This window comes from Nocardioides sp. (genome assembly GCF_036493135.1).
In the GTDB taxonomy this organism is placed as follows: domain Bacteria; phylum Actinomycetota; class Actinomycetes; order Propionibacteriales; family Nocardioidaceae; genus Nocardioides.
Genome location: NZ_DASXQG010000037.1, coordinates 1 through 22,345 on the forward strand (window position 1 = coordinate 1; position 22,345 = coordinate 22,345).

22 protein-coding genes and 1 pseudogene are annotated in these 22,345 nt (G+C 70.9%); 4 read left to right on the plus strand and 19 right to left on the minus strand.

The genetic code is table 11. From position 1 onward, the window contains the following. A pseudogene (locus VGJ24_RS05870) lies at positions 1–208 on the minus strand (ABC transporter permease); the annotation flags it as partial. A 4-nt stretch (positions 209–212) separates the two neighbouring features. Between VGJ24_RS05870 and VGJ24_RS05875 the strand changes: the two are divergent. Further along, on the plus strand, positions 213–1,238 hold the full coding sequence (locus tag VGJ24_RS05875) for an ABC transporter ATP-binding protein (RefSeq protein WP_414691043.1): 1,026 nt from the start codon (positions 213–215) through the stop codon (positions 1,236–1,238). Between the two features lie 45 nt (positions 1,239–1,283). Here the strand turns inward: VGJ24_RS05875 and VGJ24_RS05880 are convergent, their stop codons facing one another. The 11 genes from VGJ24_RS05880 to dacB all read right to left on the minus strand — a co-directional run bounded on the left by VGJ24_RS05880 (position 1,284) and on the right by dacB (position 11,315). Then, the gene (locus VGJ24_RS05880; protein ID WP_331499570.1) at positions 1,284–1,880 is read right to left on the minus strand and encodes a hypothetical protein; all 597 of its coding nucleotides are present in this window, start codon (positions 1,878–1,880) and stop codon (positions 1,284–1,286) included. A 9-nt stretch (positions 1,881–1,889) separates the two neighbouring features. After that, the gene (locus VGJ24_RS05885) at positions 1,890–2,399 is read right to left on the minus strand and encodes a DUF3180 domain-containing protein (RefSeq protein ID WP_331499571.1); all 510 of its coding nucleotides are present in this window, start codon (positions 2,397–2,399) and stop codon (positions 1,890–1,892) included. Between the two features lie 46 nt (positions 2,400–2,445). Then, complete coding sequence (gene folK, locus VGJ24_RS05890) at positions 2,446–3,021, minus strand: 2-amino-4-hydroxy-6-hydroxymethyldihydropteridine diphosphokinase (protein ID WP_331499572.1); 576 nt, start codon at positions 3,019–3,021, stop codon at positions 2,446–2,448. Beyond that, on the minus strand, positions 3,018–3,419 hold the full coding sequence (gene folB, locus VGJ24_RS05895) for a dihydroneopterin aldolase (RefSeq protein WP_331499574.1): 402 nt from the start codon (positions 3,417–3,419) through the stop codon (positions 3,018–3,020). The genes folK and folB overlap by 4 nt, the downstream gene beginning before the upstream one ends. Further along, complete coding sequence (gene folP, locus VGJ24_RS05900; RefSeq protein ID WP_331499575.1) at positions 3,416–4,234, minus strand: dihydropteroate synthase; 819 nt, start codon at positions 4,232–4,234, stop codon at positions 3,416–3,418. Before folP ends, folB begins: the two co-directional genes overlap by 4 nt. After that, a complete protein-coding gene (gene folE / locus VGJ24_RS05905) occupies positions 4,231–4,848 on the minus strand; it encodes a GTP cyclohydrolase I FolE (protein WP_331499576.1) in 618 nt (205 codons plus the stop codon). The genes folP and folE overlap by 4 nt, the downstream gene beginning before the upstream one ends. Positions 4,849–4,857: 9 nt before the next feature. Next, positions 4,858–6,903: an ATP-dependent zinc metalloprotease FtsH gene (gene ftsH / locus VGJ24_RS05910; protein WP_414691044.1), complete on the minus strand. Its 2,046-nt coding sequence runs from the start codon at positions 6,901–6,903 to the stop codon at positions 4,858–4,860. Between the two features lie 183 nt (positions 6,904–7,086). Continuing rightward, the gene (gene hpt, locus VGJ24_RS05915; protein WP_331499578.1) at positions 7,087–7,638 is read right to left on the minus strand and encodes a hypoxanthine phosphoribosyltransferase; all 552 of its coding nucleotides are present in this window, start codon (positions 7,636–7,638) and stop codon (positions 7,087–7,089) included. Between the two features lie 35 nt (positions 7,639–7,673). Next, the gene (tilS, locus tag VGJ24_RS05920) at positions 7,674–8,660 is read right to left on the minus strand and encodes a tRNA lysidine(34) synthetase TilS (RefSeq protein WP_331499579.1); all 987 of its coding nucleotides are present in this window, start codon (positions 8,658–8,660) and stop codon (positions 7,674–7,676) included. A 7-nt stretch (positions 8,661–8,667) separates the two neighbouring features. Next, on the minus strand, positions 8,668–9,699 hold the full coding sequence (locus VGJ24_RS05925; protein WP_331499581.1) for a zinc-dependent metalloprotease: 1,032 nt from the start codon (positions 9,697–9,699) through the stop codon (positions 8,668–8,670). 194 nt (positions 9,700–9,893) lie between these two features. After that, a complete protein-coding gene (gene dacB, locus VGJ24_RS05930; protein WP_331499582.1) occupies positions 9,894–11,315 on the minus strand; it encodes a D-alanyl-D-alanine carboxypeptidase/D-alanyl-D-alanine endopeptidase in 1,422 nt (473 codons plus the stop codon). A gap of 108 nt (positions 11,316–11,423) precedes the next feature. On the opposite strand from dacB, the gene VGJ24_RS05935 reads away from it, so the two are divergent. The 3 genes from VGJ24_RS05935 to VGJ24_RS05945 are packed head-to-tail and all read left to right on the plus strand — an operon-like array spanning position 11,424 to position 13,580. Beyond that, complete coding sequence (locus VGJ24_RS05935) at positions 11,424–11,924, plus strand: inorganic diphosphatase (protein WP_331499593.1); 501 nt, start codon at positions 11,424–11,426, stop codon at positions 11,922–11,924. A gap of 7 nt (positions 11,925–11,931) precedes the next feature. Then, entirely contained in the window at positions 11,932–12,867 is a 936-nt protein-coding gene (locus tag VGJ24_RS05940) for an aminotransferase class IV (protein ID WP_331499583.1), read from the plus strand. Further along, a complete protein-coding gene (locus VGJ24_RS05945; protein ID WP_331499584.1) occupies positions 12,864–13,580 on the plus strand; it encodes an HAD family hydrolase in 717 nt (238 codons plus the stop codon). The genes VGJ24_RS05940 and VGJ24_RS05945 overlap by 4 nt, the downstream gene beginning before the upstream one ends. A gap of 80 nt (positions 13,581–13,660) precedes the next feature. Here VGJ24_RS05945 and VGJ24_RS05950 read toward each other — a convergent pair whose 3' ends face one another. The 7 genes from VGJ24_RS05950 to VGJ24_RS05980 all read right to left on the minus strand — a co-directional run. Continuing rightward, positions 13,661–14,245, minus strand: coding sequence for an alpha/beta hydrolase (locus tag VGJ24_RS05950; protein WP_331499585.1), 585 nt, complete (start codon positions 14,243–14,245; stop codon positions 13,661–13,663). A 158-nt stretch (positions 14,246–14,403) separates the two neighbouring features. Beyond that, positions 14,404–16,374 (minus strand): acyl-CoA dehydrogenase, encoded by a 1,971-nt coding sequence (locus tag VGJ24_RS05955; protein ID WP_331499586.1) that lies wholly within the window; start codon positions 16,372–16,374, stop codon positions 14,404–14,406. Between the two features lie 63 nt (positions 16,375–16,437). Further along, a complete protein-coding gene (locus tag VGJ24_RS05960) occupies positions 16,438–17,736 on the minus strand; it encodes a C40 family peptidase (protein WP_331499587.1) in 1,299 nt (432 codons plus the stop codon). Positions 17,737–17,887: 151 nt separating this feature from the next. After that, positions 17,888–18,940: a phosphatase PAP2 family protein gene (locus VGJ24_RS05965; RefSeq protein WP_331499588.1), complete on the minus strand. Its 1,053-nt coding sequence runs from the start codon at positions 18,938–18,940 to the stop codon at positions 17,888–17,890. 5 nt (positions 18,941–18,945) lie between these two features. Continuing rightward, positions 18,946–19,965, minus strand: coding sequence for an ABC transporter ATP-binding protein (locus tag VGJ24_RS05970; protein WP_331499589.1), 1,020 nt, complete (start codon positions 19,963–19,965; stop codon positions 18,946–18,948). Next, entirely contained in the window at positions 19,965–21,608 is a 1,644-nt protein-coding gene (locus VGJ24_RS05975) for an iron ABC transporter permease (RefSeq protein ID WP_331499590.1), read from the minus strand. Before VGJ24_RS05975 ends, VGJ24_RS05970 begins: the two co-directional genes overlap by 1 nt. Beyond that, the coding region (locus VGJ24_RS05980; RefSeq protein ID WP_331499591.1) for a thiamine ABC transporter substrate-binding protein at positions 21,605–22,345 on the minus strand (741 nt) is incomplete at its 5' end. The genes VGJ24_RS05980 and VGJ24_RS05975, both read right to left, overlap by 4 nt.

The following is a 22,345-nucleotide window of genomic DNA, read 5'->3' on the forward strand; positions in this document are numbered from 1 at the left end:
CGTGCAGCCGTCTGGCCAGCAACGCGAGCGGGAAGGCGATCACGATCCCGAGCACGAGGGCCCAGGCGGTGATCTGCAGGTGCTGCCAGAGAGCCGATGTCAGGTCCTGGTGACGGTCCTTCAGGTAGTCGGTGCAGTACCACTTGTTGACCAGCCTGCTGTAGCAGCTCGGCTGGATCGAGATCCCATCCGCCGCGAGTAGGGTCACGGGCATGAACGCTACCGCCAGCTCCGAGGAGCCAGCGCCGAGCGAAGCGATGATCCGGCTCGAGGGAGTCGGGAAGCGGTACGCCGACGGGACGGTCGCGGTTCACGAGCTGGACCTCGAGGTGCCGTCCGGCGAGGTGGTCTGCCTGGTCGGGCCGTCGGGCTGCGGGAAGTCCACGACCCTGAAGATGATCAACCGGCTGATCGAGCCGACCAGCGGTCGGATCTACCTCGAGGGCCGAGACGTGACCTCGGAGGATCCGGTCCGGCTGCGGCGACGGATCGGCTACGTCATCCAGCAGATCGGCCTGTTCCCGCACCAGAAGATCGCCACGAACGTCGCCACCGTGCCGTCGCTGATCGGGACACCGAAGGCCCAGGCGCGGTCCCGGGCGCTGGAGCTCCTCGACCTGGTCGGCCTGGACCCGGCGACGTACGCCGACCGCTATCCGCACCAGCTCTCGGGGGGCCAGCAGCAACGCGTGGGCGTGGCCCGCGCGCTCGCCGCAGACCCGCCGGTGCTGCTGATGGACGAGCCGTTCGCCGCGGTCGACCCGATCGTCCGCGCACGACTCCAGGACGAGTTCCTGCGGCTCCAGGGCGAGCTGGGCAAGACGGTCGTCCTGGTCACCCACGACATCGACGAAGCCGTGAAGATGGGCGACCGGGTGGCCGTGATGGCGCAGGGCGGACGACTCGCCCAGTTCGGGACGCCGGCCGAGCTCCTGGGTCATCCGGCCGACGACTTCGTGGCCGACTTCGTGGGCTCGACGGCCGGTCTGCGCCGCCTCACGGTGACCAAGCTCGACCGCTCGCACCTCGAGCCGCTCGACGGGGTCGCCACGGGTGATCTCGGCGCGGCCATCGACCTGGACTCGACCCTCGAGCAGGCGCTGGCCGTCCTGCTGCGCGACGACAAGCCGGTGGTCGGGGTCAAGGAGGGCGCCCGGTTCGTCGGCGTCCTCACCCCCGACGGCATCCACCGCGCCCTCCGCGCCTCCCTCGCCGAGGCGGCGCAAACAGACAGCTAGAACACGCCGAGTCGTCATCGGACGACTCGGCGTGTCTGGGGTTTCTCAGGCGTGGCGGGCCTGCGGCCAGGTGGCGGCGTCGAGCTCGGACTTGAGGACGTCGTTCTCCGTGCGGAGTACGTCGTTCTCGTCCTCGAGCTCGGAGACCCGAACGATCGCCTCGGCGGCTCGTTCCTCGGACTCCTCGAGAGCCACCGCCAGCCGGCTGCCCTCGGCCTCGGCCTCGTCGGCCCGGCGGGCCTCGGCGTTCAGCTTGCGCATCGACTCGGCCGCGCGGCCCTGCGAGGCCACGACCGCGGACTCCAGCTGCGTGACGGCCTGCTCGGACTTGCCGACGCGGGACGCCATGGCGCCGGCGAACTCGCGGTGCTCCCGCGAGCGCTGCTCGGCGATCGTGCGGTACTCCTGCGCCTGGCGAGCCCGGTCGGCGGCGCCTTCGCGGCGCGAGACGACCAGCTCGGTGTGGGTGATCCGGACGGCCGCCGCCGCGAGGGCGACGGCGAGGGCGGCAGCGACCGACACGAACGTGAAGGATGCGCTGAGGACGGCGCCGATGACGACGACCGCCGCGGTGATGACCAGTGCAGCAGCGACCATGAAGCGAGTACTGCGCTGCCGACGACGAGTCTGTGGGGAAGACATGTGCAAAGGCTAGGGCTCGTCGTCCTTCGGAGGGACGCGACACGCGCGTTCGAGGAGGAGCCCGCCGACGACGATCAGAACGCCTGCGAACCCTGCACAGGCGGACCGGAAGGCCCGCTGACCTGCGAGATCGGTGCTGCTGACGCCGAGCCAGCTCACGGCGTACCCGGTGTAGACCCCGGCCGCGAGGGCTCCGACGTACGCACACGCACGGGCCAGGACGAGCCGGTTCACCGCCTGGTGCGGCGAGAGCGCCCGCGGCCGCTGCTGGATGGTACGGCGGGTGGACCAGGCGGTGCCGCCCAGGATGCACGCGACCAGGAAGAGGGTCAGTGGCTGCGCCCACGGCACCTGCGGCGGCAGGCCGGTGGAGCTGTCGGACACCCGGTGGAACATCCAGCCGGCGATCAGGCCGATGGCCGCGAAGATGGCCAGCCCGGTGGGGCTCATCGGCCGCAGCCGACCTTCGGGCTCGGGCGGTTCGGGTCCCTCGTCCGGCGGTTCGGGCTCGGCGCTCACCGCTGTCTCATCGCCGCTTCAACGCAGCAGGCTCACGCGCGCGGGCTCACTGCACCTGGAGCGCGAGGTCGTCGCGCCGAGTCAGGCCACTGCGGTCGCTCTTCTCGAGCAGGTCGGCGACGGAGCCGGCGTCGGGGATCTCGGCGTCCGGCTCGACGTCGTACCAGGGTTGCAGCACGAACGCCCGCTCGGCGGCCCGCGGGTGCGGCAGCTGCATGACCTCGTCGTTGCGGCGGCGGTCGCCGACCACGATCACGTCGACGTCGAGCGTGCGAGGCGAGTGGTACTCCCCGCCGGCGCTCCGCTCGCGGCCGAAGGCGTCCTCGATGGCGTGCGCGCGGTCGAGGAGCCGGCTTGCGGCCAGCGTCGTGTCGAGCAGCACGACCGCGTTCAGGAAGTTCTCCGAGCCGTCGGGCGCGTCGATCGGCGAGGTCTCGTAGATCGGCGAGACGCCGGTGACCCAGACGTCCGGCGTGTCGGCGAGGGCGTTCACGGCGCCCTGGAGGCTGGTCAGCCGCTCCCCGAGGTTGGAGCCGAGCGCGACGACTGCCCGTCGGATCGGACGCATCTCACCGGTGAGGGTGTCGGCGTCGACGATATGCGGGTTGGGCGTCTCGGTCACGGTCGCACCTCACTGGTCGGGGGGCTCGGACGTTCGGTGGTCGGGCGGGTGATCGTCAGCGTCACGTCGGCGAAGGTCGCCTCGATGGGGGCACCGGGTTTGTGGACCGTAACCCTGGCCCATTCAACACGATTGTCCAAGAGACAGACTCCCGAGATCCGCTCGGCCAAGGTCTCGATCAGGTCCACAGGATCGGACTCGACGGCGGCTTTCACCCGCGCGACGAGACTTCCGTAGTCGACGGTGTCGTGCAAGTCGTCGGACGCCGCCGCGGGCCGGGTGTCGACCCCGAGCGTCAGGTCGATCACGAACGTCTGCCCCTCGCGCCGCTCGTGCTCGAACACGCCGTGGTGGGCGAAGCACTCGATCCCGGTCACCGAGAGGCTGTCCGTGATCATCCCTGCTCCCAGCGGTCGAGGGTGCGCAGCGCGTCGCGGCTGGCGCGTACGTCGTGCACCCGGATGCCCCACACCTGCTCCTGGGCCAGGAGCACCGTCAGCGCGAGCGTGGCGGCCTCGCGGTCGTCGACCGAACGTGGCGAGCCGTCGGGGCCCGCGAGCAGCGACCCGAGGAACGACTTGCGACTCGGGCCGACCAGCAGGCGGAAGCCCAGCGACCGGAACACCGACAGGCCGGCCAGGAGGGCCCAGTTGTGCTCGGCCTTCTTGGCGAAACCGAGCCCGGGGTCGAGGACGATCCGCTCGTCGGGGATCCCGGCCGCGCGGGCGTCGTCCACGCGTTCGCACAGCTCGTCGCGGACCGCCGCGACCACGCCGCCCGGCACGTCGTACGACGCGAGCTGCTGCATGCGGTCGCTGTGTCCCCGCCAGTGCATGCAGACGTACGTCGCATCCGTCGCGGCCACCACGTCGAGGATCCGAGGGTCGGCGAGCCCGCCGGACACGTCGTTGACGATCGTGGCGCCGGCGGCCAGAGCCTGCTCGGCGACCTCGGATCGCATGGTGTCGACCGAGACCCGCGCGCCCTCGGCGGCCAGGGCCTGGATCACCGGGACGACCCGACCGAGCTCTTCCTCGACCAGCGGCCGAGTGGCGCCCGGTCGCGTCGACTCCCCACCGATGTCGAGGAGGTCGGCGCCCTCGGTGATCAGGTCGCGGCCGTGGGCGATAGCCGCGTCAGGGGTGTCCCACCGACCACCGTCGGAGAACGAGTCGGGGGTCACGTTGACGACCCCCATCAGGAGGGGCGTCATCCCTTGTTGGAGTTGATCAGGGCCATCGCCTCCGAGCGGGTGGCGGCGTTGTGCATCTGTCCTCGCACGGCCGAGGTGATGGTCCGGGCACCGGCCTTGCGGACACCCCGCATCGTCATGCAGAGGTGCTCGGCCTCGATCACGACGATCACGCCGCGGGCGTCGAGTCCCTCCACGAGGGCGTCCGCGATCTGCGTCGTCAGCCGCTCCTGCACCTGAGGGCGCTTGGCATAGATGTCGACCAGGCGCGCGAGCTTGGAGAGTCCGGTGATCTTGCCGCTCTCGGCCGGGATGTAGCCCACGTGCGCGACTCCGGTGAAGGGCACGAGGTGGTGCTCGCACATCGACCAGAGCTCGATGTCGCGGACCAGCACCATCTCGTCGTGGCCGATGTCGAACGTCGTGGTCAGCACCTCCGACGGCGACTGCCGCAGTCCGGCGGTCAGCTCGGCGTACGCTCGCGCGACGCGGTGGGGGGTGTCACGCAGACCCTCGCGTTCGGGATCCTCACCGATCGCGATCAGTAGCTCGCGGACGGCTGCGGCGGCCCGGTCGTGGTCGAACTCCGGGACGTCGTACGGCGGCCGCTCCCGCCAGGCGATCGGGTCCGTCATCGGTGGGACTCAGGCGGGTGGCTGCGGGGCCGGCTGGCCCGGACCGATGGGGCCGCCGTGCACGTCGCCGCCGGAGCCTGGAGGTGTCAGGATCGAACCGGCGTCCGAGTCGGGCCGGGTGCCGTTGACCTTCGCCCGGTCGCGGATCTCCTGTGGCACCTCCACCGGCGGGATCGCCGAGGGGTTGCGGTCCGGTGATCCGGTCCACGCGGGGCGCGCGCCCCGCCTTCGCAGCGGCTCGAAGACCCTGGCCACCTGCTCCTTGTCGAGCGTCTCCTTGTCCATCAGCTCGAGGACGAGGCTGTCGAGGACGTCGCGGTTCTGCTCGAGGATGTCGAACGCCTCCTGGTGCGCGTTCGCCAGCAGCTTCTTGGTCTCCTCGTCGACCGCCGCGGCGACCTCCTCAGAGTAGTTGCGGCTGTGGCCGATGTCGCGGCCGAGGAACGGCTCGGCGTTGTTGTCGCCCAGCTTGATCGCGCCGAGGCGCTCGGTCATGCCGTACTGGGTGACCATGGCCCGCGCGACCGCGGTCGCCTTCTCGATGTCGTTGCCCGCGCCGGTGGTGGGGTCGTGGAAGACCATCTCCTCGGCCGCGCGGCCGCCCATCATGTAGGCGAGGGTGTCGAGCAGCTCACTGCGCGTCTGGCTGTACTTGTCGTTGTCGGGCAGCACCATCGTGTAGCCCAGGGCCCGGCCGCGCGGCAGGATCGTCACCTTGTGCACCGGGTCGTTGCCCGGGAACGCCGCTGCGACCAGCGCGTGGCCGCCCTCGTGGTACGCCGTGATGAGCTTCTCCTTCTCGCTCATCAGCCGGGTACGCCGCTGCGGGCCGGCGATCACGCGGTCGATCGCCTCGTCGAGGGAGAAGTCGGTGATCAGCTTCTCGTTGGTGCGCGCGGTCAGCAGTGCCGCCTCGTTGAGGACGTTCTCCAGGTCGGCGCCGGTGAAGCCCGGCGTACGGCGTGCGACCCCGAGCAGGTCGACGCCCGGCGCCAGCGGCTTGCCGCGGGCGTGCACCTGGAGGATCTTGTGGCGGCCGGCGAGGTCGGGTGCGTCGACCTGGATCTGACGGTCGAAGCGACCGGGCCGCAGGAGCGCCGGGTCGAGCACATCGGGTCGGTTGGTGGCGGCGATCAGGATGACGCCGCCACGCACGTCGAAGCCGTCCATCTCGACCAGCAGCTGGTTGAGGGTCTGCTCGCGCTCGTCGTGGCCGCCGCCCATGCCGGCGCCACGATGGCGGCCGACGGCGTCGATCTCGTCGATGAACACGATCGCCGGCGCGTTCTCCTTGGCCTGCTCGAACAGGTCGCGGACGCGGCTCGCGCCGACACCGACGAACATCTCGACGAAGTCGGATCCGGAGATGGAGTAGAACGGCACGCCCGCCTCGCCGGCGACCGCGCGGGCGAGCAGGGTCTTGCCGGTGCCCGGAGGACCGTAGAGCAGCACACCCTTGGGGATCTTGGCGCCGACCGCCTGGAACTTCGCCGGCTCCTGGAGGAACTCCTTGATCTCGCCGAGCTCCTCGACCGCCTCGTCGGCGCCGGCGACATCGCCGAACGTCGTCTTCGGCATGTCCTTGGTGATCAGCTTGGCGCGCGACTTCGCGAACTGCATGACACCGCGGCCACCTCCGCCCTGCACCTGGTTCATCAGGAACAGGAACAGCAGCACGATCAGCACGAACGGCAGCAACGTGGTCACGATCTGGGCGATCACGCTGGGGTGGCTGATCTTCACGTCGGACGCGTTGGCCGGCAGGTTGCCCTGGTCGATCTGCTGCTGGATCTCGTTGGACAGCTTCGTCTCGGTGCCGTTGAGCCAGTGTGCGGTGACCTCGCTGCCCTGCGGCCGGACGTCCGGCTTGAGGGTGGCCTTGATGGTCTGGTCACCCCCGTCGATCAGGGTGATCTCCTTGACCTGGCCGGAGGTGATGTAGCTGTCCATCTGTCCGGTGGGGATCTCGTCGTATCCGCCCGGCGAGGCGACGTACTGCAGGAGGAACAGCACGCCGAGAACCGCGACGACCAGCCACAGCCAGACGCTTCGCACCAAACGCTTCACAGGACTCTTTCGACGACGAAACTGCCCACCGACGCCCGTCGGGGGGACACTGAAATCCGAGAATGACGACGGTACACGTCATCCCTAACGCCCATTGTCCCCTTCCGGAGACCCATCACCTACTCCGCGACGGCGATTCCACCCCTCAGAGGTTCGCCGCGTGGGGGCGGGTCAGGTGTAGACGTGGGGGGCCAGCGTGGCGATGTCACGCAGGTTGCGGTACTTCTCGCGGTAGTCGAGCCCGTACCCCACGACGAACTCGTTCGGGATGTCCCAGCCGACGTACGTCGGCTCGACCGACATCGTCAGCGCCTCGGGCTTGCGGAGCAGCGTGGCGATCTCGACGCTGGCGGCGTTGCGGCTGCCGAGGCTGTTGACCAGCCAGCTCAGGGTGAGCCCGGTGTCGACGATCTCGTCGACGATGAGGACGTGCCGGCCGGTGATGTCGGTGTCGAGGTCCTTGAGCAGTCGCACGACGCCGCTGGACTTGGTGCCGGACCCGTAGGAGCTGATCGCGATCCAGTCCATCTCGACGTGGCGCGGCAGAGCACGGGCCAGGTCGGCCATCACCATCACGGCGCCGCGCAGGATGCCGACCAGCAGGAGATCGCGCCCCTCGAAGTCGGCGGCGATCTGCTGCGCCATCTCGTCCAGCCGCTCCTGGATCTGCTTCTCGGTGAAGAGGATGTTGACCAGGTCCTGCTCGACGTGCGCGGCGTCCATGTCGAGAACCATAGGCCGCGAACGGCCGTCACCGCCTACGCGGTGTGCTCCGCACGCTCGAACCGGAGTACGCCGTCACGGCGGCGTACGGCGCGGACGTGGCCGGGCAGGTCCACCCACTTCTGTCCGTGCCAGTCGGTGACCAGCGCATCAACGGCGATCACGTGCTGGTGGAAGGTCTCGCCCGCGGGCGCGCCCGCGGCGACCGCGGCCGCCCGCAGCACCCTGGTGCGGATCGGGGGCGCGAGCCCGGCCAACGCCGCGACGGACAGGCCGTCGTCCATCGACGACGCGTCGAGCGCCGCGTCGGCGTACGCGTCCAGCAGGTCCATGTCAGCGCGCAGCTGGTCGGCGGTGCGAGCGAGCGCGTCGGTGACCCCCGGCCCGAGCTCGTCCTCGAGCACCGGCAGCAGGCGTCGGCGGACGCGCACGCGGGTGAAGGCCGGGTCGAGGTTGTGGGGGTCGTCCCACACCTCGAGGCCTTCGACCTGGCACGCGGTGACCGTGTCAGTGTGCGACACGTCGAGCAGGGGCCGGCGGTAGTGGTCGAACACGCGACGCATCCCGGCGATGGCCCGCCCGCCCGAGCCGCGGGCCAGACCCATCAGCACGGTCTCCGCCTGGTCGTCGCGGGTGTGGCCGAGGAGCACCGCCTCCGCCTCGAACCGCTCGCGGATCTCGTCGAGCAAGGCGTAGCGGCCGGCCCGGGCGGCCGCCTCGGGCCCGAGTCCCGGCGCCTCGACCGACGCGCGCGCGCTCACCGTCTCGTCGACGCCCAGGGACGCGAGCTGGACGACGACCCGCTCGGCCCGCTCGGCCGACCCCTCCTGCAACCCGTGGTCGACTGTCGCGCCCACGACGTACCAACCCTGCTCGCGGCCCTCGTGGACCGTGGCCGACGCGAGCGCGAGGGAGTCCGCGCCGCCGCTGCACGCGACGACGAGGCGCGCACCCGGCTCGAGGTCCGCCAGCCCACGTCGTACGGCGTGCCGCACGGCCGCGAGCGACGGGTGCAGGCTCATCCGGGGTTCACGGGTGGACGCGGGCGACCCAGGCGTCGGGGTCGTGGATCTCGGCCAGGGTCGGAAGGTTGTCGGCGCTCGCCCAGACGGCGTTGAAATCGGTCATCCCGACCTTGTCGACGACGGATCGAACGAAGTGGGCGCCGTCGCGGTACTGCGCCATCTTCGCCTCGAGCCCGAGCAGCTTGCGGAGCAGCCGGTCGAGGGTGCCGACACCCTTACGGCGCTCGTTGAACTTCCCGCGGATGCTGTCGACGCTCGGGATCACGCCGGGCCCGACGCCGTCCATGACGTAGTCGGCGTGCCCCTCGAGCAGCGACATCACGCCGGTCACCCGGTCGAGGATCTCCTTCTGCTCCGGCGAACCGAGGATGTCGAGGAGGCTCCCGCCGCGGCCGTTCTTGATCGCCTCGACGATGCGCTGGAGCCCCTCGTCGAGGAAGCGCTGCGGCTCCACGGTCTCGGCGAGCGCGAGAAACTGCGAGAACAGATGGTCGCGCATCCACGGCACCGCGGTGAACTGCACGCGGTGCGTCTCCTCGTGGAGGCAGACCCAGAGCCGGAAGTCGCGGGGATCGGCATCGATCTCGCGCTCGACGTGCACGACGTTCGGTGCGACCAGGAGCAGACGCCCGTGCGGGTCGTGGAAGGGGTCGAACTGTCCGAGCACCTTGCTCGCCATGAAGCCCAGCAGGCCGCCGACCTCGGCGCCGGTGATGCGGGACCCGACCGCCTGGGTCACCGGCCCGGGTGGACCCTTCTTCTCGGTGACCTTGTCGATCACCGGGGTGAGGATCGTGGCGAACCCCTCGGCGTTCGCCCGGATCCAGGCGGCCCGGTCCACGACGAGGACCGGCGCGGTGCGCGCTCCCGCGTCGAGCCCGGTGAACTCCTTGACGTACGACGTGGACCGGTCGGCACCGTCACGCAGCTCGGCCACCGTCGCGGCCGCATCCTCGGCGGTCACCTGCGGTCCGGCCCCCGCCAGCCGCGATCCGATCGAGACCGCGAGCTCCCAGTCGACCATCTCCGTCGTCATGCCGCGAGCCTACGTGCCGCCGAAGTGGGAGTTCTCCGCGGCCGAAGTGTGAGTTCTCCGCGGCCCAAGGGGGAGTTCCCCCTGAATGGTTGGTGGGGTTTGTCCCATCTGAACGGCTGACAAGTCGCACTTGGGCACGGGGGAAGTCCCACTTGGGCACGGGGGAAGTCCCACTTGGGCGGTGGCTGGTGGGTTCAGCAGCGGCAGGTGGCGAGCGCCGATGCCAGGCGGTCGAGGGCGGCGCGGGTGTCGAGCGTCTCGGCGTACTTCACGTGGTTGCTGACGAACGCGAACACGAGGGCTTGTCCGCGAGCATCGGTGGTGACGCCGGCCAACGCGCTGGTGCCGGTGAGGGTGCCGGTCTTGGCGCGGACGAGTCCCCGGCCGGGGCTGGAGTCGAACCGGTACCCCAGCGACCCGTCGTACGCCGCGACCGGCAGCCCGGTGACCACCGATCTCAGCTCGGGATGATCGTGTGACGAGGACACCTGGAGCACCTGGACGAGGGTCTCGGCATCGAGCCGGTCGTGTCGCGACAGACCGCTGCCGTCCTGGATGGTCGCGTGCCGGAGGTCGACGCCGAGACCATGCAGCGTCGTGGTCACTCCGCGCACCCCGGCGGCGTACGACCCCTCCCCCTCGACCTCGAGCCCGACGTGGTGGGCGAGCACCTCGGCGCCCTCGTTGTCGCTGTACCGCAGCACCCGCTCGACGATGTCGGCCACGGGCAGGCTGGTGACGCGGGCGAGCTCCGGCATGTTCGCGCGTGCCTTCTTCTCGACGACCGTGGGCTCGACCTCCACGCCGTTCTTCCGGAGGTACGTCGCGAACAGCGCGGCCGCCGTGGCGGGCGGGTCGAAGACCCGGCCGGACCCGTCCGGGTCCAGCCCCTCGTCGGCCCAGAGAGCCGTGATGGGTGTGACCACGTCGTCGGGGACGTAGGACTTCGGCCAGTGCGGGTTGACGCGCGGATCCGAGAACAGGGACGTGTCGAACGCCAGATGCACCTTCGTGACTCCCCGCGAGCCGAGCTTCTTCGCGGTGCGGGCCGCCAGCGTCTGCAGGCTCGCGTCGTGCCGCGCCGGTCCTTCGGTCGATTGCTTGCTCTCGAGGAACGGATCGCCGCCGCCGACCAGCACGATGCCGTGGCGCCCGTCCGCGACCACCCGGGTAGCGAAGGTCCGGTCGGGGCCGAGCACCTCGAGCGCGGCCGCGGCGGTCAGCAGCTTGAGCGTCGACGCCGGGGTCGACACACCGTGGCCGTCGTCGAGCACGGGTCGGCCGGTCAGGGGCGCCACGACCGCGCGGAGGTCGGCGAGGTGCGGGTCGTCCAGGGCCGGGCCGAGGGCACGACGTACGGCCCGCTCGGTCGGGCGCGGCGACGGCGCGGTCCGCGCGACCGCCCGGGGTGTCGGCACCGGCGGTGCGGTGAAGCCCGGGACGGGTGCCACGAGCGGGGCCGGTGATCCGTCCCCGAACCAGTCGTCGAGCCGACCCGTCTGGTACGCCGCGGCGGCACCGCCGGCGAGGGCGAGGACGAGGACCCCGGCCACCCAGGGAAGCGCACGCCGCATCCGCCGGCGGCGGGGCCGGGTACGGCGTTCGGCGCGGGCCACGCTGGCTCCTCGGGCTCGTGGATCCGTCGGGGGGCCCGGTTGGGCACGAGTCCTCATTCTGCGGGAGACTGACAAGGACTGCGTGACAGGGACCTGGAGGACATGGTGCTGGAGTTCGACGTACTGGTGGAGATCCCGAAGGGGAGCCGCAACAAGTACGAGGTCGACCACGAGTCGGGGCGGATCCGGTTGGACCGCACGCTCTTCACGTCGACGCAGTACCCGGCCGACTACGGCTTCATCGAGGACACGCTCGGCCAGGACGGCGACCCGCTCGACGCGCTGGTGCTGCTGCTGGGCGAGCCGACGTTTCCCGGGTGCCTGATCCGGTGCCGCGCGATCGGGATGTACCGGATGACCGACGAGAAGGGTGCCGACGACAAGGTGCTGTGCGTGCCGGTCTCCGACCCGCGGCTCGAGCACATGCGCGACATCAACCACATGCCGAAGTTCGACCGGCTCGAGATCGAGCACTTCTTCACCGTCTACAAGGAGCTCGAGCCCGGCAAGTCGGTCGAGGGCGCCGACTGGGTCGGTCGCGACGAGGCAGAGAAGGAGGTCGAGGCGTCGTTCGCCCGGCTGCGGGAACACCCCGGGGAGCTCCACTGACGTGTCGGTGAGCCAGCCCGCGCACGGAGCGCACGACTTCGCCGACGACCCACGCAACCGCGAGGTCCTGATCCACGTCAACGGGTCGCTGGTGCCGCGCGACCGGGCGGTGGTGTCCGTCTTCGACGCCGGCTTCGTGCTGGGCGACGGGGTCTGGGAGGGGTTGCGGGTGTACGCCGGCCACCCCGCGTTCCTCGACCAGCACCTCGACCGGCTGTGGGAGGGCGCGACGGCGATCGCGCTCGACATCGGGGTGACGCGTTCCGAGCTGGTGGCCAGGATCTACGAGACGCTGCACGCCAACGAGATGACCGACGGCGTCCACATCCGGCTGATGGTGACGCGCGGGCCGAAGTCCACGCCGTACCAGGACCCGCGCTTCTCGGCCGGCCCGGCGACGGTCGTGATCATCGCCGAGCACAAGGACCCGCTGCCGGCGACCGTCGAGCACGGGCTCTCCCTGTTCACGGTGCACGTACGCCGCGCGTCGCCGGACACGCTCGACCCGAAGCTCAACGCGCACAGCAAGCTGAACGACATCACCGCATGCATCCAGGCCTACACGGCCGGCGCCGACGAAGCCCTCATGCTCGATCCGCAGGGCTTCGTGGCCACGTGCAACTCGACGCACTTCTTCGTCGTACGACGTGGCGAGGTGTGGACGTCCTCCGGCGCGTACTGCCTCGGCGGGATCACCCGCGGCAACGTGCTCCGCGTCTGTGACGAAGCCGGAATCCCCAGCCAGGAAAGGCTTTTCAGCCTCACCGACGTGTACTCCGCCGAGGAGGCGTTCGTGACCGGGACCTTCGCCGGCGTCGTACCGGTGCACACCGTCGACGGCCGGACGATCGGCTCCGGGCGCCGAGGCCCGATGGTGTCGCGGCTCCAGGAGCTGTACGCCGACGCGGTACGCCGCGACGTGGCTGCCCGCGCGGCCCCATGACGATCCGGCTCGCCTGCTGGTCGGGGCCGCGCAACATCTCGACCGCGACGATGCGCGCCTGGGAGAACCGGCCCGACACCGAGGTCGTCGACGAGCCGCTGTATGCCTGGTACCTCGCCCACACCGGCCTCGACCACCCCGGCCGCGAGCGGGTGATCGCGACCGGCGAGACGGACTGGCGGCGAGTCGTCGACTCGCTCACCCGAGAGTGGCCGGACGGCCCGGCGCTGCAGTACCAGAAGCACATGGCGCAGCACCTCGTCGCCGTCCTGCCGCGCGAGTGGATCGCACAGCTGCACAACGTGCTGCTGGTCCGTGACCCGGCCGAGGTGGTGTCGTCGTACCTGCGCTCGCGCGCGACCGTCACCCCCGACGACATCGGCGTCCTCCAGCAGCTCGAGCTGCAGGTGCAGCTCGGGTCGTCCGCGCCGGTGATCGACTCGGCCGACTTCCTGCGCGCGCCGGAGTCCTACCTGCGCTGGCTCTGCGACTTCGCGGGCGTGCCGTTCACCGACGCGATGTTGTCGTGGCCGGCGGGACCGCGCCCGAGTGACGGTGTGTGGGCGCCGTACTGGTACGACGCGGTCGTCCGCTCCACCGGCTTCGAGCCCTACCGGCCACGACGCGTCGAGCTCACGCCAGAGGGCGAGGAGGTCGTGGCGGCGACCCGGCCGGCGTACGAGCGGTTGTACGACGCCCGCCTGGTCCTCTGAGTCAGGGGCCGCCGACCAGGACCAGGGCCAGGGCTGCCCGCACGGGCCGGGAGCCGAGGAACGTCGGTTTCGCCACCTGCTCAGCTCAGGGCCGCGAGCCAGTCGACGACCGCTTGTGCGACCTCGACGTGCTTCTCGACACCGCGCACGAGGTCGCCGGGCACGAGGATCCCGTGGTCCGCGTCGGTGATCTCGACGACCCGGCAGGTCTCGCTCTCCAGCCGTCGGGCCACCTCCCGGTCCCAGAGCTGGTCGGCCGTTCCGCCGATCAGCAGCTGAGGAGCGCCGTTGGCCGCGATCCCGCTCACCAGGGGTTCCTGGTCCAGGAGAGGCGTCAGCCAGATCGACGGGAGCGCACGCGCCGCGGCAACCGGTGCGGCCCAGGTGCCCAGGGACTTGCCGACCACCAGGACGCGTCCGGACCCGGGCAGTGCCCCGGTCACCTGGTCTCGCACCCAGGCCTCGGCCTCGGCGGGTTTCAGCCACCTCTTCGGCGGGTCCCACCAGTGGTGCACGACGCGCCAGCCGTGCTGGAGCAGGGCCAGACCGGTGAAGAAGAGCAGCGGCGCCGGGGGCGGGTACGCCGTACCCGGCACGAGCACTGCAGTCCCCACCAACTCCTCCGGCGGGTCGAACGACGTGTCGAAGACACCCGGCACCTTCACGCCGCCACCCTCCCACGCCGAAGTGGGACTTCCCCGCTGCCGAAGTGGGACTTCCCCGCGCCCGAAGTGGGACTTCTCCCGCACCTCGACCTCGAGCTTTCCCCACCTGGACCGCGGACTTCTCCCACTTCGGCGGAAATAGCTCACACTTCGGCGAGTCAGAGGAGGTCCGGGGATCGGAGGAGCTCGGAGGGTACGGCGTACGCGTCGACCAGGTCGACGGCGATCGGCCGGACCTTCCGGCACAGGTCGTTGACCCCGCGGGTGATCGCCTTGGACCGGGCGGAAGTGAGCCGGCCGTGCTCCATGAACCACGCCCGGTCGCGCTCGATGGTCGAGAGTGCGTACAGGTCGCAGAGCAGGTCGAGCGCGACCTTGACGTCGCCGTCCGGCAGCGTCGCGGTCTTGTCGACGAAGGCCTCGAGCACCAGCCGCTCGACGTGGGCACGGGCGGCGGCGATCACGTGGTCCTGGGCGGCCGAGAACACCTCGCCGGGGTTCAGCCCCTCGTCGACGCCGCGCTTCAGCCGCCGCGCGACGCCGGAGAGCGTGTGCTCCTCGCGGAACCGGAGCATCGCCAGCTGGTAGTTGGGGTCGAGCAGGCCGGCCTCCTGGTCCCAGCCGTCGTCCCCGCCGGGCAGCACGTCCTTGATCCGCTCGAGCAGCTTGTGCGCCGCGGTCCGCTCGATCACGGTCTCCAGCGCCAGCTCGGCCACGAAGCGGACCATGCCGAGCTGGTCCAGGTCCTCGAAGTCGCTGGCGTAGTCGGTCAGCAACCCCTTGGCGACGAGCTGGAGCAGGACGTGGTTGTCTCCCTCGAACGTCGTGAACACGTCGGTGTCGGCCTTGAGCGCGGCGAACCGGTTGACCGCGAGATAGCCCGCGCCACCGCACGCCTCGCGGCACTCCTGGATCGCCCGGGTGGCGTGCCAGGTGCCGAGCGCCTTGGTGCCGGCAGCGCGCGACTCCAGCTCGCGCCGCGCCTTCTCGTCCTCGTCCTCGTCGGGGTCGAGGGAGAACACGTCATGCAGCCGCAGCGCCGCGACCTCCTGCGCGAAGTGCAGCGCGTAGTTCTCCGCCAGCAGCGGAAGCAGTCGTCGCTGGTGCAGCCCGTAGTCGAGGAGCAGCTCCTCCTCGTCCGGCGACGTCGCATAGAACTGCCGCCGGCGTACGGCGTAGCGCACGGCCAGCGTCAGCGCGACCTTGGCGGCGTTGATCCCTGCCCCGCCCACGCACACGCGCCCCTGCACGAGCGTGCCCAGCATCGTGAAGAAGCGCTTGTCCGGGTTCTCGATCGGGCTCTGGTAACAACCCTCGTCGGTGACGTCGGCGAAGCGGTTGAGCAGGTTGTCGCGCGGGACGCGGACGCCGTCGAACCACAGCCGGCCGTTGTCGACGCCGTTCAGCCCCATCTTCAGTCCGTCGTCCTCGACCCGGATGCCGGGCAGGAGATCGCCGTCCCGCCGGATCGGCACCACGAACGCATGAACGCCGTGGCCCTCGCCGTCCACCTCGAGCTGGGCGAAGACGACGGCCGCGTGAGCGTGCAGGGCGGCGTTGCCGATGTAGTCCTTGCGCGCGACGTCGTCCGGCGTGCTGATCACGAACTCGTCACGGTCAGAGTCGTACGTCGCGGTCGTGCCGAGGGCCTGCACGTTGGAGCCGTGACCGGACTCCGTCATCGCGAAGCACCCCATCAACCGACCGGCGATCACGTCCTCGAGATACGCATCGTGATGACGCTTCGTGCCGAGCATCAGGATCGCGCCGCCGAACAGTCCGAACTGCACGCCGACCTTCACCAGCACGGAGAGATCGCCGTACGCGAGCGTCTCGAAGGCCGCGATCGACGCGCCCAGGTCACCACCCCCGCCGTACTCCTCCGGGAAGCCCATCCCGGTCTGACCCGTCGCCGCCATCGTGACGACGAGGTCCTTCACCCGTTCGCGGAACTCTGCCCGCGACATCGTCTCGGCCTCGTCGAGGACCGCGGCGTGCTCGGCGAGGTTGGTGCGCACCAGGTCGCGGACCTCGGCGTACTTCCCGTCGAGTACACGCCTCAGCTCGGCGACGTCGACCGTGGGCGGGCGGTACGCCGACTCCGAAGCTGCGTCCGCGGTGGTCGCCATGGGCCGACCGTACTCATCAAGGACGATCCGCAGCGCCCTCGCCCCTCGGGCGCGGCTGGGCGCTCAAGGACGCGCGAAGAAGTTCGGCGCGATCCAGTAGTACATCGACACCTCTTCGACGTCCCGGCCAGTGCGCGGGGCCTGGATGATCATTCCGTTCCCGACGTACAGGGCGACGTGGTAGATCGACGACGGGCTGCTCGACGAGCCCCAGAAGACCAGGTCACCGGGCCGGAGGGAGCCGCTCGAGATCGGGGTCGACTGGGCGTACTGCGCGACCGAGTAGTGCGGCAGCGAGATGCCGCCGGCGCGCCAGGCGCCCATGGTCAGTCCGGAGCAGTCCCAGGCGTTCGGACCCGCGGCGCCCCAGACGTACGGGTCGCCGATCTGGCTGCGTGCGAAGGCGATCGCACGCGAAGCACCCGACGCCGGAGCCGGTGGGTCGGCCGAGGGGGGTGAGGGTTCGGTCGGCCCGGATGGCCCCGGCGTCGGGTCGCTGCTGGGTGAGGAGGAGTTGTTCGCGTCCTGGGCGGCCTGGTCGGCGGCCTGCTGTGCGGCCTGTTGGGCCGCCTCCTCTCGCGCCTTCTTCTCGGCCGCGCGCTGGGCGGCCAGGCGCGCTGCCCGCTCGATGCCGGCCTGGCGCTGTTGCGCCAGCGATACGCTGACGTGCTGGAGCTTCGCGAGCCGGTGGATCAGGTGGGCCTTGCGGGCCGCGATGTCCTGGCTGGCCTGGTCGGCCGCGGCTGCGGCCGAGGCGGCCTGGTCGCGCGCGGACTTCGCCTGGGCGGCCAGCGTGGCGGCCTTGGCGCGTGCGGCGGCGGCCTGGTCGCGGGCGACCCCGGCGAGCGTCGAGGACGCGGTGTAGGAGTCGAAGGTGTGGTCCATCGCGGACTGGGCGTTCTGCAGCGTGGACATCGTGTTGATGACCGAGGAGACCCCGTCGGCGCCCTGCAGTGCGGTGAGCGGGCTGAACGACGGACCCATCTCGTACGACGTGACCACGGTCGCGGCGTACTGGTGCCGCGTGCGCGTCGCATCCCCCTCGGCGATCCGGGCGTGCCGGTCGGCGACCCGGGAGTCGCGCCGTGCCTGCTGCAACGCGTAGCGGGCGCCGTTGTACCGCTCGGCGGCCTGCTCGGCCGTGACCGCCGCGGCCTGGGCGTCGAGGTCGGCCCGCACGAGCTGGGCCTTGATGCCCGCGACGTCGTCGGCGGCCCGCGCGGCCTGGTGACGGGCGTGGTGGACCTGCTGCTTGCTGGGGTAGACGTGGTCGCCGCCCGACGGGGCGGCGGACGCAGCCGCGATGCCGGTGAGGCCCGTGACCAGGGAGAGGGCGAGGGCGGTGACGCCGACTCGATGCACGGGGGTCCTCCTGAGCGCTGCTGTGACGGGGAGTGCCTCGAGTGGCTTCTCTCCCACTCAGGACACCTCGCAGCACGCTAATGCTCAGAAGTCACAAAAGGAACAACTTTCACAAATTTCCCAGTAGCCACCGGCGTGTCGGCTTGACGAACTACACGGTTGTAACTTCTTCCAGCTGATGCTCGACCGTGCGATGCCGGGTGAAGGACTGGCCGCTGGCCCAGCCCCCGACGTAGAAGGAGAAGAGCGCGATCGCGACGCCGGCGATGTCGTCGGCGACGTAGTGCCAGCCGAAGTAGAGGGTGGCGACGACCGTGATGCACGTGTTGACCCAGAACACGATCTTCAGCCAGCGCAACGTCGTCGTGTACTGGATCATCAGCGCCACCAGCAGCGTGATCGCGACGTGCAGGCTGGCGAAACCGGCCACCCCGCTGAGCGTGCTGGTGAGCGGCTCCAACGACGGCGCGCTGGTGTTGACCGCCCAGACCCGGCTGTTGGCCAAGGAGTTCATCAGCCGTCCGGCGTTGGTGTTCTCGATCGTCTGGTAGAGCCACGGGTGCTGGAAGCCCGGTCCCAGCGTCGGCAGCGCGTAGTAGGAGACGGTGCCCAGGGTCCACGCGATGCACTGCGACGTCGCGAACCAGTAGCCGTAGCCGAGGTTGCTCGACCAGACCAGCCAGACCGCCAGCGCCAGCGGCACCAGCGGCAAAAACCACAGATAGACGCTGGAGAGGACTTCGGCCGACAGCCCGTCACCGAGCAGGTTGTGCAGCACGATCGCGGGCTCGTGACCGAGGAAGAGCGCCTTGTCGAGGCTGAACAGCGGTCGGTCGAACTTGTAGTCCTTGCCGAGGATGAACGGCAGCTGTGACTTCAGGTTCCGGTAGCTGACGTAGGTGATGTAGAAGCTGAGGATCCCCGAGACGACGAGGATGACCCGGTCCTTGGTCCAGTGCGTGTGCAGCCGGTGGCGGAACACCTCGGGCATCCGCCGCGGGTTCAGCCGCGAGACCCACAGGGTGCGCGGGATCAGGTCGATGCCGAAGCCCAGGGCGAGGACCGTCGGCAGGCGCAGGTACGACGGTCCGATGAAGCCGTCGGGATCCACCAGCTCGGCGTTGAAGATCACCGCGCCGAGCACGGCGAGCACACCCATGGACACGGCGATCGACGCCATCAGGATGTGCGCTCGGCGGAACACGCGGGTCAGTCTAGGGCGGCCTCCGTCAGGTCAGATCGGCCCCGCAGCCCGGCCATCCGGGTCGCGTCCACCCGCAGGTGTACGCGGTCTCCCGCGGCCAGCCGGCGGTCGAGGGACGCGACCGCGTCGAGCTCCCCGAGGACGGTGTCGACGACCGCTCGGAGCTGTCCGGGCGTCGTGCGGACACCGACCACCTCGCCAGCCAGGGGACCGTCGTCGGCGACCGTCAGCGCGGACCGGCGGAGGGCCACCGCGGACGCGCTGGGCAGCCCGGCGGCTTCGACGAGCCCCGCCGCCGCGGGACCGTCGAGGACGCGGGCGTAGCCCAGGAAGAGCGCCGTCTCCGGGTCGACGGGCGCCCGCCAGACGGCGGCGATCGGACCGGACTGGACGATGCGGCCGCTCCGCATCACCGCGAGGTCGTCGGCCACGGCGAACGCCTCCTCGTGGTCGTGGGTCACCATCACCGCGGTGGTCCCGGCCGCGACCAGGATCCGCCGCAGATCCTCGGCCAGGCGCTGGCGCAGCCCGGCGTCGAGCGCGCTGAGCGGCTCGTCGAGGAGCAGGAGGCGAGGGGAGGCGGCGAGTGCGCGGGCGAGCGCGACGCGCTGCCGCTCCCCGCCGGACAGGGTCGTGGGCAGCCGGTCGGCGAATCCGGACAGGCCGACCAGGTCGAGGAGCTCGGTGACCCGCGCGGCGATCGCAGCGCGGGGCGTACGACGGATGCGGAGGGGGTAGGCGACGTTGCGGGCAACGGTCAGCTGGGGGAACAGCTGCCCGTCCTGGAACATCAGCGCGAAGCCACGTCGGTGGGTCGGCGTCGCCGAGACGTCGTGTCCCTGCCAGCCGACGGTCCCGGCGGCGACCTCGAGCCCGGCGATGGCGCGGAGCAGGGTCGACTTCCCGCAGCCCGAGGGGCCGAGCACGGCGAGCACCCGTCCCTCGTCGAGGTCCAGGTCGGCACCGACGACGGCGGGGGTGCCGTCGTACGAGACGGAGAGGTCGCGGACGGAGAGCGCCGTCATCAGAACGTCCCGACCGACGGCACGCGGAGGCGCTCGACCAGCAGCATCACCGTGGCCGTGGTGGCGCCGAGGACGACGGAGCCGGCGAGGGCCATCCCGTAGTTGAGGTCGCCGGGGTGGCCGATCAGCCGGAAGATCACGACCGGCAAGGTCGGCCGGTCGTCGCGGACCAGGAACGACGTGGCGCCGAACTCGCCGAGCGAGCAGGCGAAGGCGAACCCGGCCGCGGCGAGGAGCGGCTTCCAGATCGCGGGCAGGTCGACCACGAGCAGGGCCCGAGCCGGTGAGGCACCGAGGGTCGCGGCTGCCTGACGCAGGCGGTCGTCGATGCCGGCGAGCACCGGGACCAGCACCCGGACGACGAGCGGAAGCGCGACCAGGGCCTGGGCGACCGGGATCAGCAACGGCGAGTCGCGCAGGTCGAGCGGAGGCTGACCGAGCGTGATCAGGAAGCCGAAGCCGAGGGTCACCGCCGAGACGCCCAGGGGCAGCATGAACAGCCCGTCGAAGACGCCACGCAGCCGGCGCTCGGAGCGGGTGCGCGACCGGCGGGTGACGACGACGGCGACGGAGAGGCCGAGGAGCAGCGACATCCAGGTGGCGTCGACGGCGATGCGAAGGGAGTTCGCGACGGCCTCGGTGACCGGGACCAGGAGCGCCTGGTGGGAGCCGGGGGTCTGCAGCGCGCGGTAGTTGGCCAGGCTCCACGCGCCATCGACGCGCAGGGACTCCACGACGAGGGACGCGATCGGCCCGACCACCAGGAGCAGCAGGACCAGCGTCGCGGCGAGGGCCGGGAGGTCGCGGCGAGTCATCCGCCGCGGCCGCACCTGCGACCGGGACACCGTGGCGTCCGGCGTACGGCGTGCGCGGGCGGCGGCGAGGAGCAGCGCGGTCACCACCAGCAGCTGCAGGACAGAGAGGGCTGCCGCGCCCTGGAGGTCGAGGAGGTCGGCGGTGAGCAGGTAGATCTGGGTCTCGACGCTGGAGTAGCGCAGGCCGCCGAGGGTGAGCACGATCCCGAAGGCGGTGGCGCAGAACAGGAACACGACGGTCGCTGCGGACACGATCGCCGGCCGTAGCGCCGGGAGGGTGACGTCGCGTAGCACCTGGCGTGGCGACGCACCGAGAGCCGCCGCGGCCTCGCCCGGGCGTGGGTCGAGGGACTCCCAGGCGCCGCCGACCACGCGGATGACGACCGAGGCGTTGAAGAAGACGAGCCCCGCGACGATCGCATCGGGACTGCCGTCGAGGTGCAGGAACCCCAACGGACCACCGTCCCCGATCAAGATCTCGAAGGCGACCCCGACGACGACGGTCGGGAGCACGAACGGCACGACCAGGATGGCGCGGATCCAGATGCGTCCCGGGATCGCGACGCGGTGGAGGACGTACGCCGCGGGCAGGCCGAGCGCGCAGGCGAGCAGCGTCGCGACGGTCGACGTCCAGACCGTGAACCAGACCGCCCGCTGGATCTCCGGGCGGGTCAGGACGTCGACCACGCCGCCGATGTCGAGGTGACCGTCCGGCCAGAACCCCTCGCTCAGCATGCCTGACACCGGCAGCACGAAGAACACGCCGAGCACCGCCAGCGGGATGACCGCCGTGGCGGCGAGGGCGACGAGGCGGCGGGTGGTGGTCATCGGCTCACGATGTTGCTCCACTCCCTCAGCCAGGCGTCGCGATGCGCCGAGATGTCGGCGGGGCTCACGGCGTACGGGTGCTGCGGCTGGACCGCGAACTTCGCCCACGCGCTCGGCAGCGGCGTGCCCTGCCGGACCGGGAAGACGTACATCGCGTCCGGCAGCGCCTTCTGCACGGCCGGGCTGAGCAGGAACTCCACGAACGCCTTCGCGCCCTCCGGGTCGGCCGCGCCGGTGAGGACGCCGGCGTACTCGATCTGCCGGAAGCAGGTGTCGAGCAGGGCCCGGGTCGTCGAGGCACCGCTGCCCTTCGGCACCGTGAAGGCCGGCGAGGAGTCGTACGAGACGACGATCGGGTCCTTGCCGTGGCCGCCGCCCTGGGTGAAGTCGGTCTCGTAGGCCTGGGTCCACCCGTCGGTGATCGTCGCGCCGTTGTCGACGAGCTTCTGCCACCACGACGACCAGCCGTCGCCGTACTCGCCGATCGTGGCCAGGAGGAACGCGAGACCGGTCGAGCTGGTGGTGGCGCCCGGCACCGCGGTCAGGCCGTCGTACGCCGGCTTCACCAGGTCGTCGAGCGACCGCGGCGGCGCGACGCCGTGGTCGGGGAACCAGCCGGTGTCGATGTTGACGCAGACGTTGCCGTTGTCGATCGGCGCCAGTCGTCCGTCGTCCCCGGGGGCGACGTACTGCTGGGCGCCGGCCGGGAGCTGCACGTCGGACCGCGCGAAGACGTC

Coding starts and splice junctions, on each gene's coding strand:
- VGJ24_RS05875 (WP_414691043.1), top strand. CDS start 213: ATGAACGCTACCGCCAGCTCCGAGGAGCCAGCGCCGAGCGAAGCGATG.
- VGJ24_RS05880 (WP_331499570.1), bottom strand. CDS start 1,880: ATGTCTTCCCCACAGACTCGTCGTCGGCAGCGCAGTACTCGCTTCATG.
- folB (WP_331499574.1), bottom strand. CDS start 3,419: ATGATCACGGACAGCCTCTCGGTGACCGGGATCGAGTGCTTCGCCCAC.
- folP (WP_331499575.1), bottom strand. CDS start 4,234: ATGACGCCCCTCCTGATGGGGGTCGTCAACGTGACCCCCGACTCGTTC.
- folE (WP_331499576.1), bottom strand. CDS start 4,848: ATGACGGACCCGATCGCCTGGCGGGAGCGGCCGCCGTACGACGTCCCG.
- hpt (WP_331499578.1), bottom strand. CDS start 7,638: ATGGACGCCGCGCACGTCGAGCAGGACCTGGTCAACATCCTCTTCACC.
- tilS (WP_331499579.1), bottom strand. CDS start 8,660: ATGAGCCTGCACCCGTCGCTCGCGGCCGTGCGGCACGCCGTACGACGT.
- VGJ24_RS05925 (WP_331499581.1), bottom strand. CDS start 9,699: ATGACGACGGAGATGGTCGACTGGGAGCTCGCGGTCTCGATCGGATCG.
- VGJ24_RS05945 (WP_331499584.1), top strand. CDS start 12,864: ATGACGATCCGGCTCGCCTGCTGGTCGGGGCCGCGCAACATCTCGACC.
- VGJ24_RS05955 (WP_331499586.1), bottom strand. CDS start 16,374: ATGGCGACCACCGCGGACGCAGCTTCGGAGTCGGCGTACCGCCCGCCC.
- VGJ24_RS05970 (WP_331499589.1), bottom strand. CDS start 19,965: ATGACGGCGCTCTCCGTCCGCGACCTCTCCGTCTCGTACGACGGCACC.
- VGJ24_RS05975 (WP_331499590.1), bottom strand. CDS start 21,608: ATGACCACCACCCGCCGCCTCGTCGCCCTCGCCGCCACGGCGGTCATC.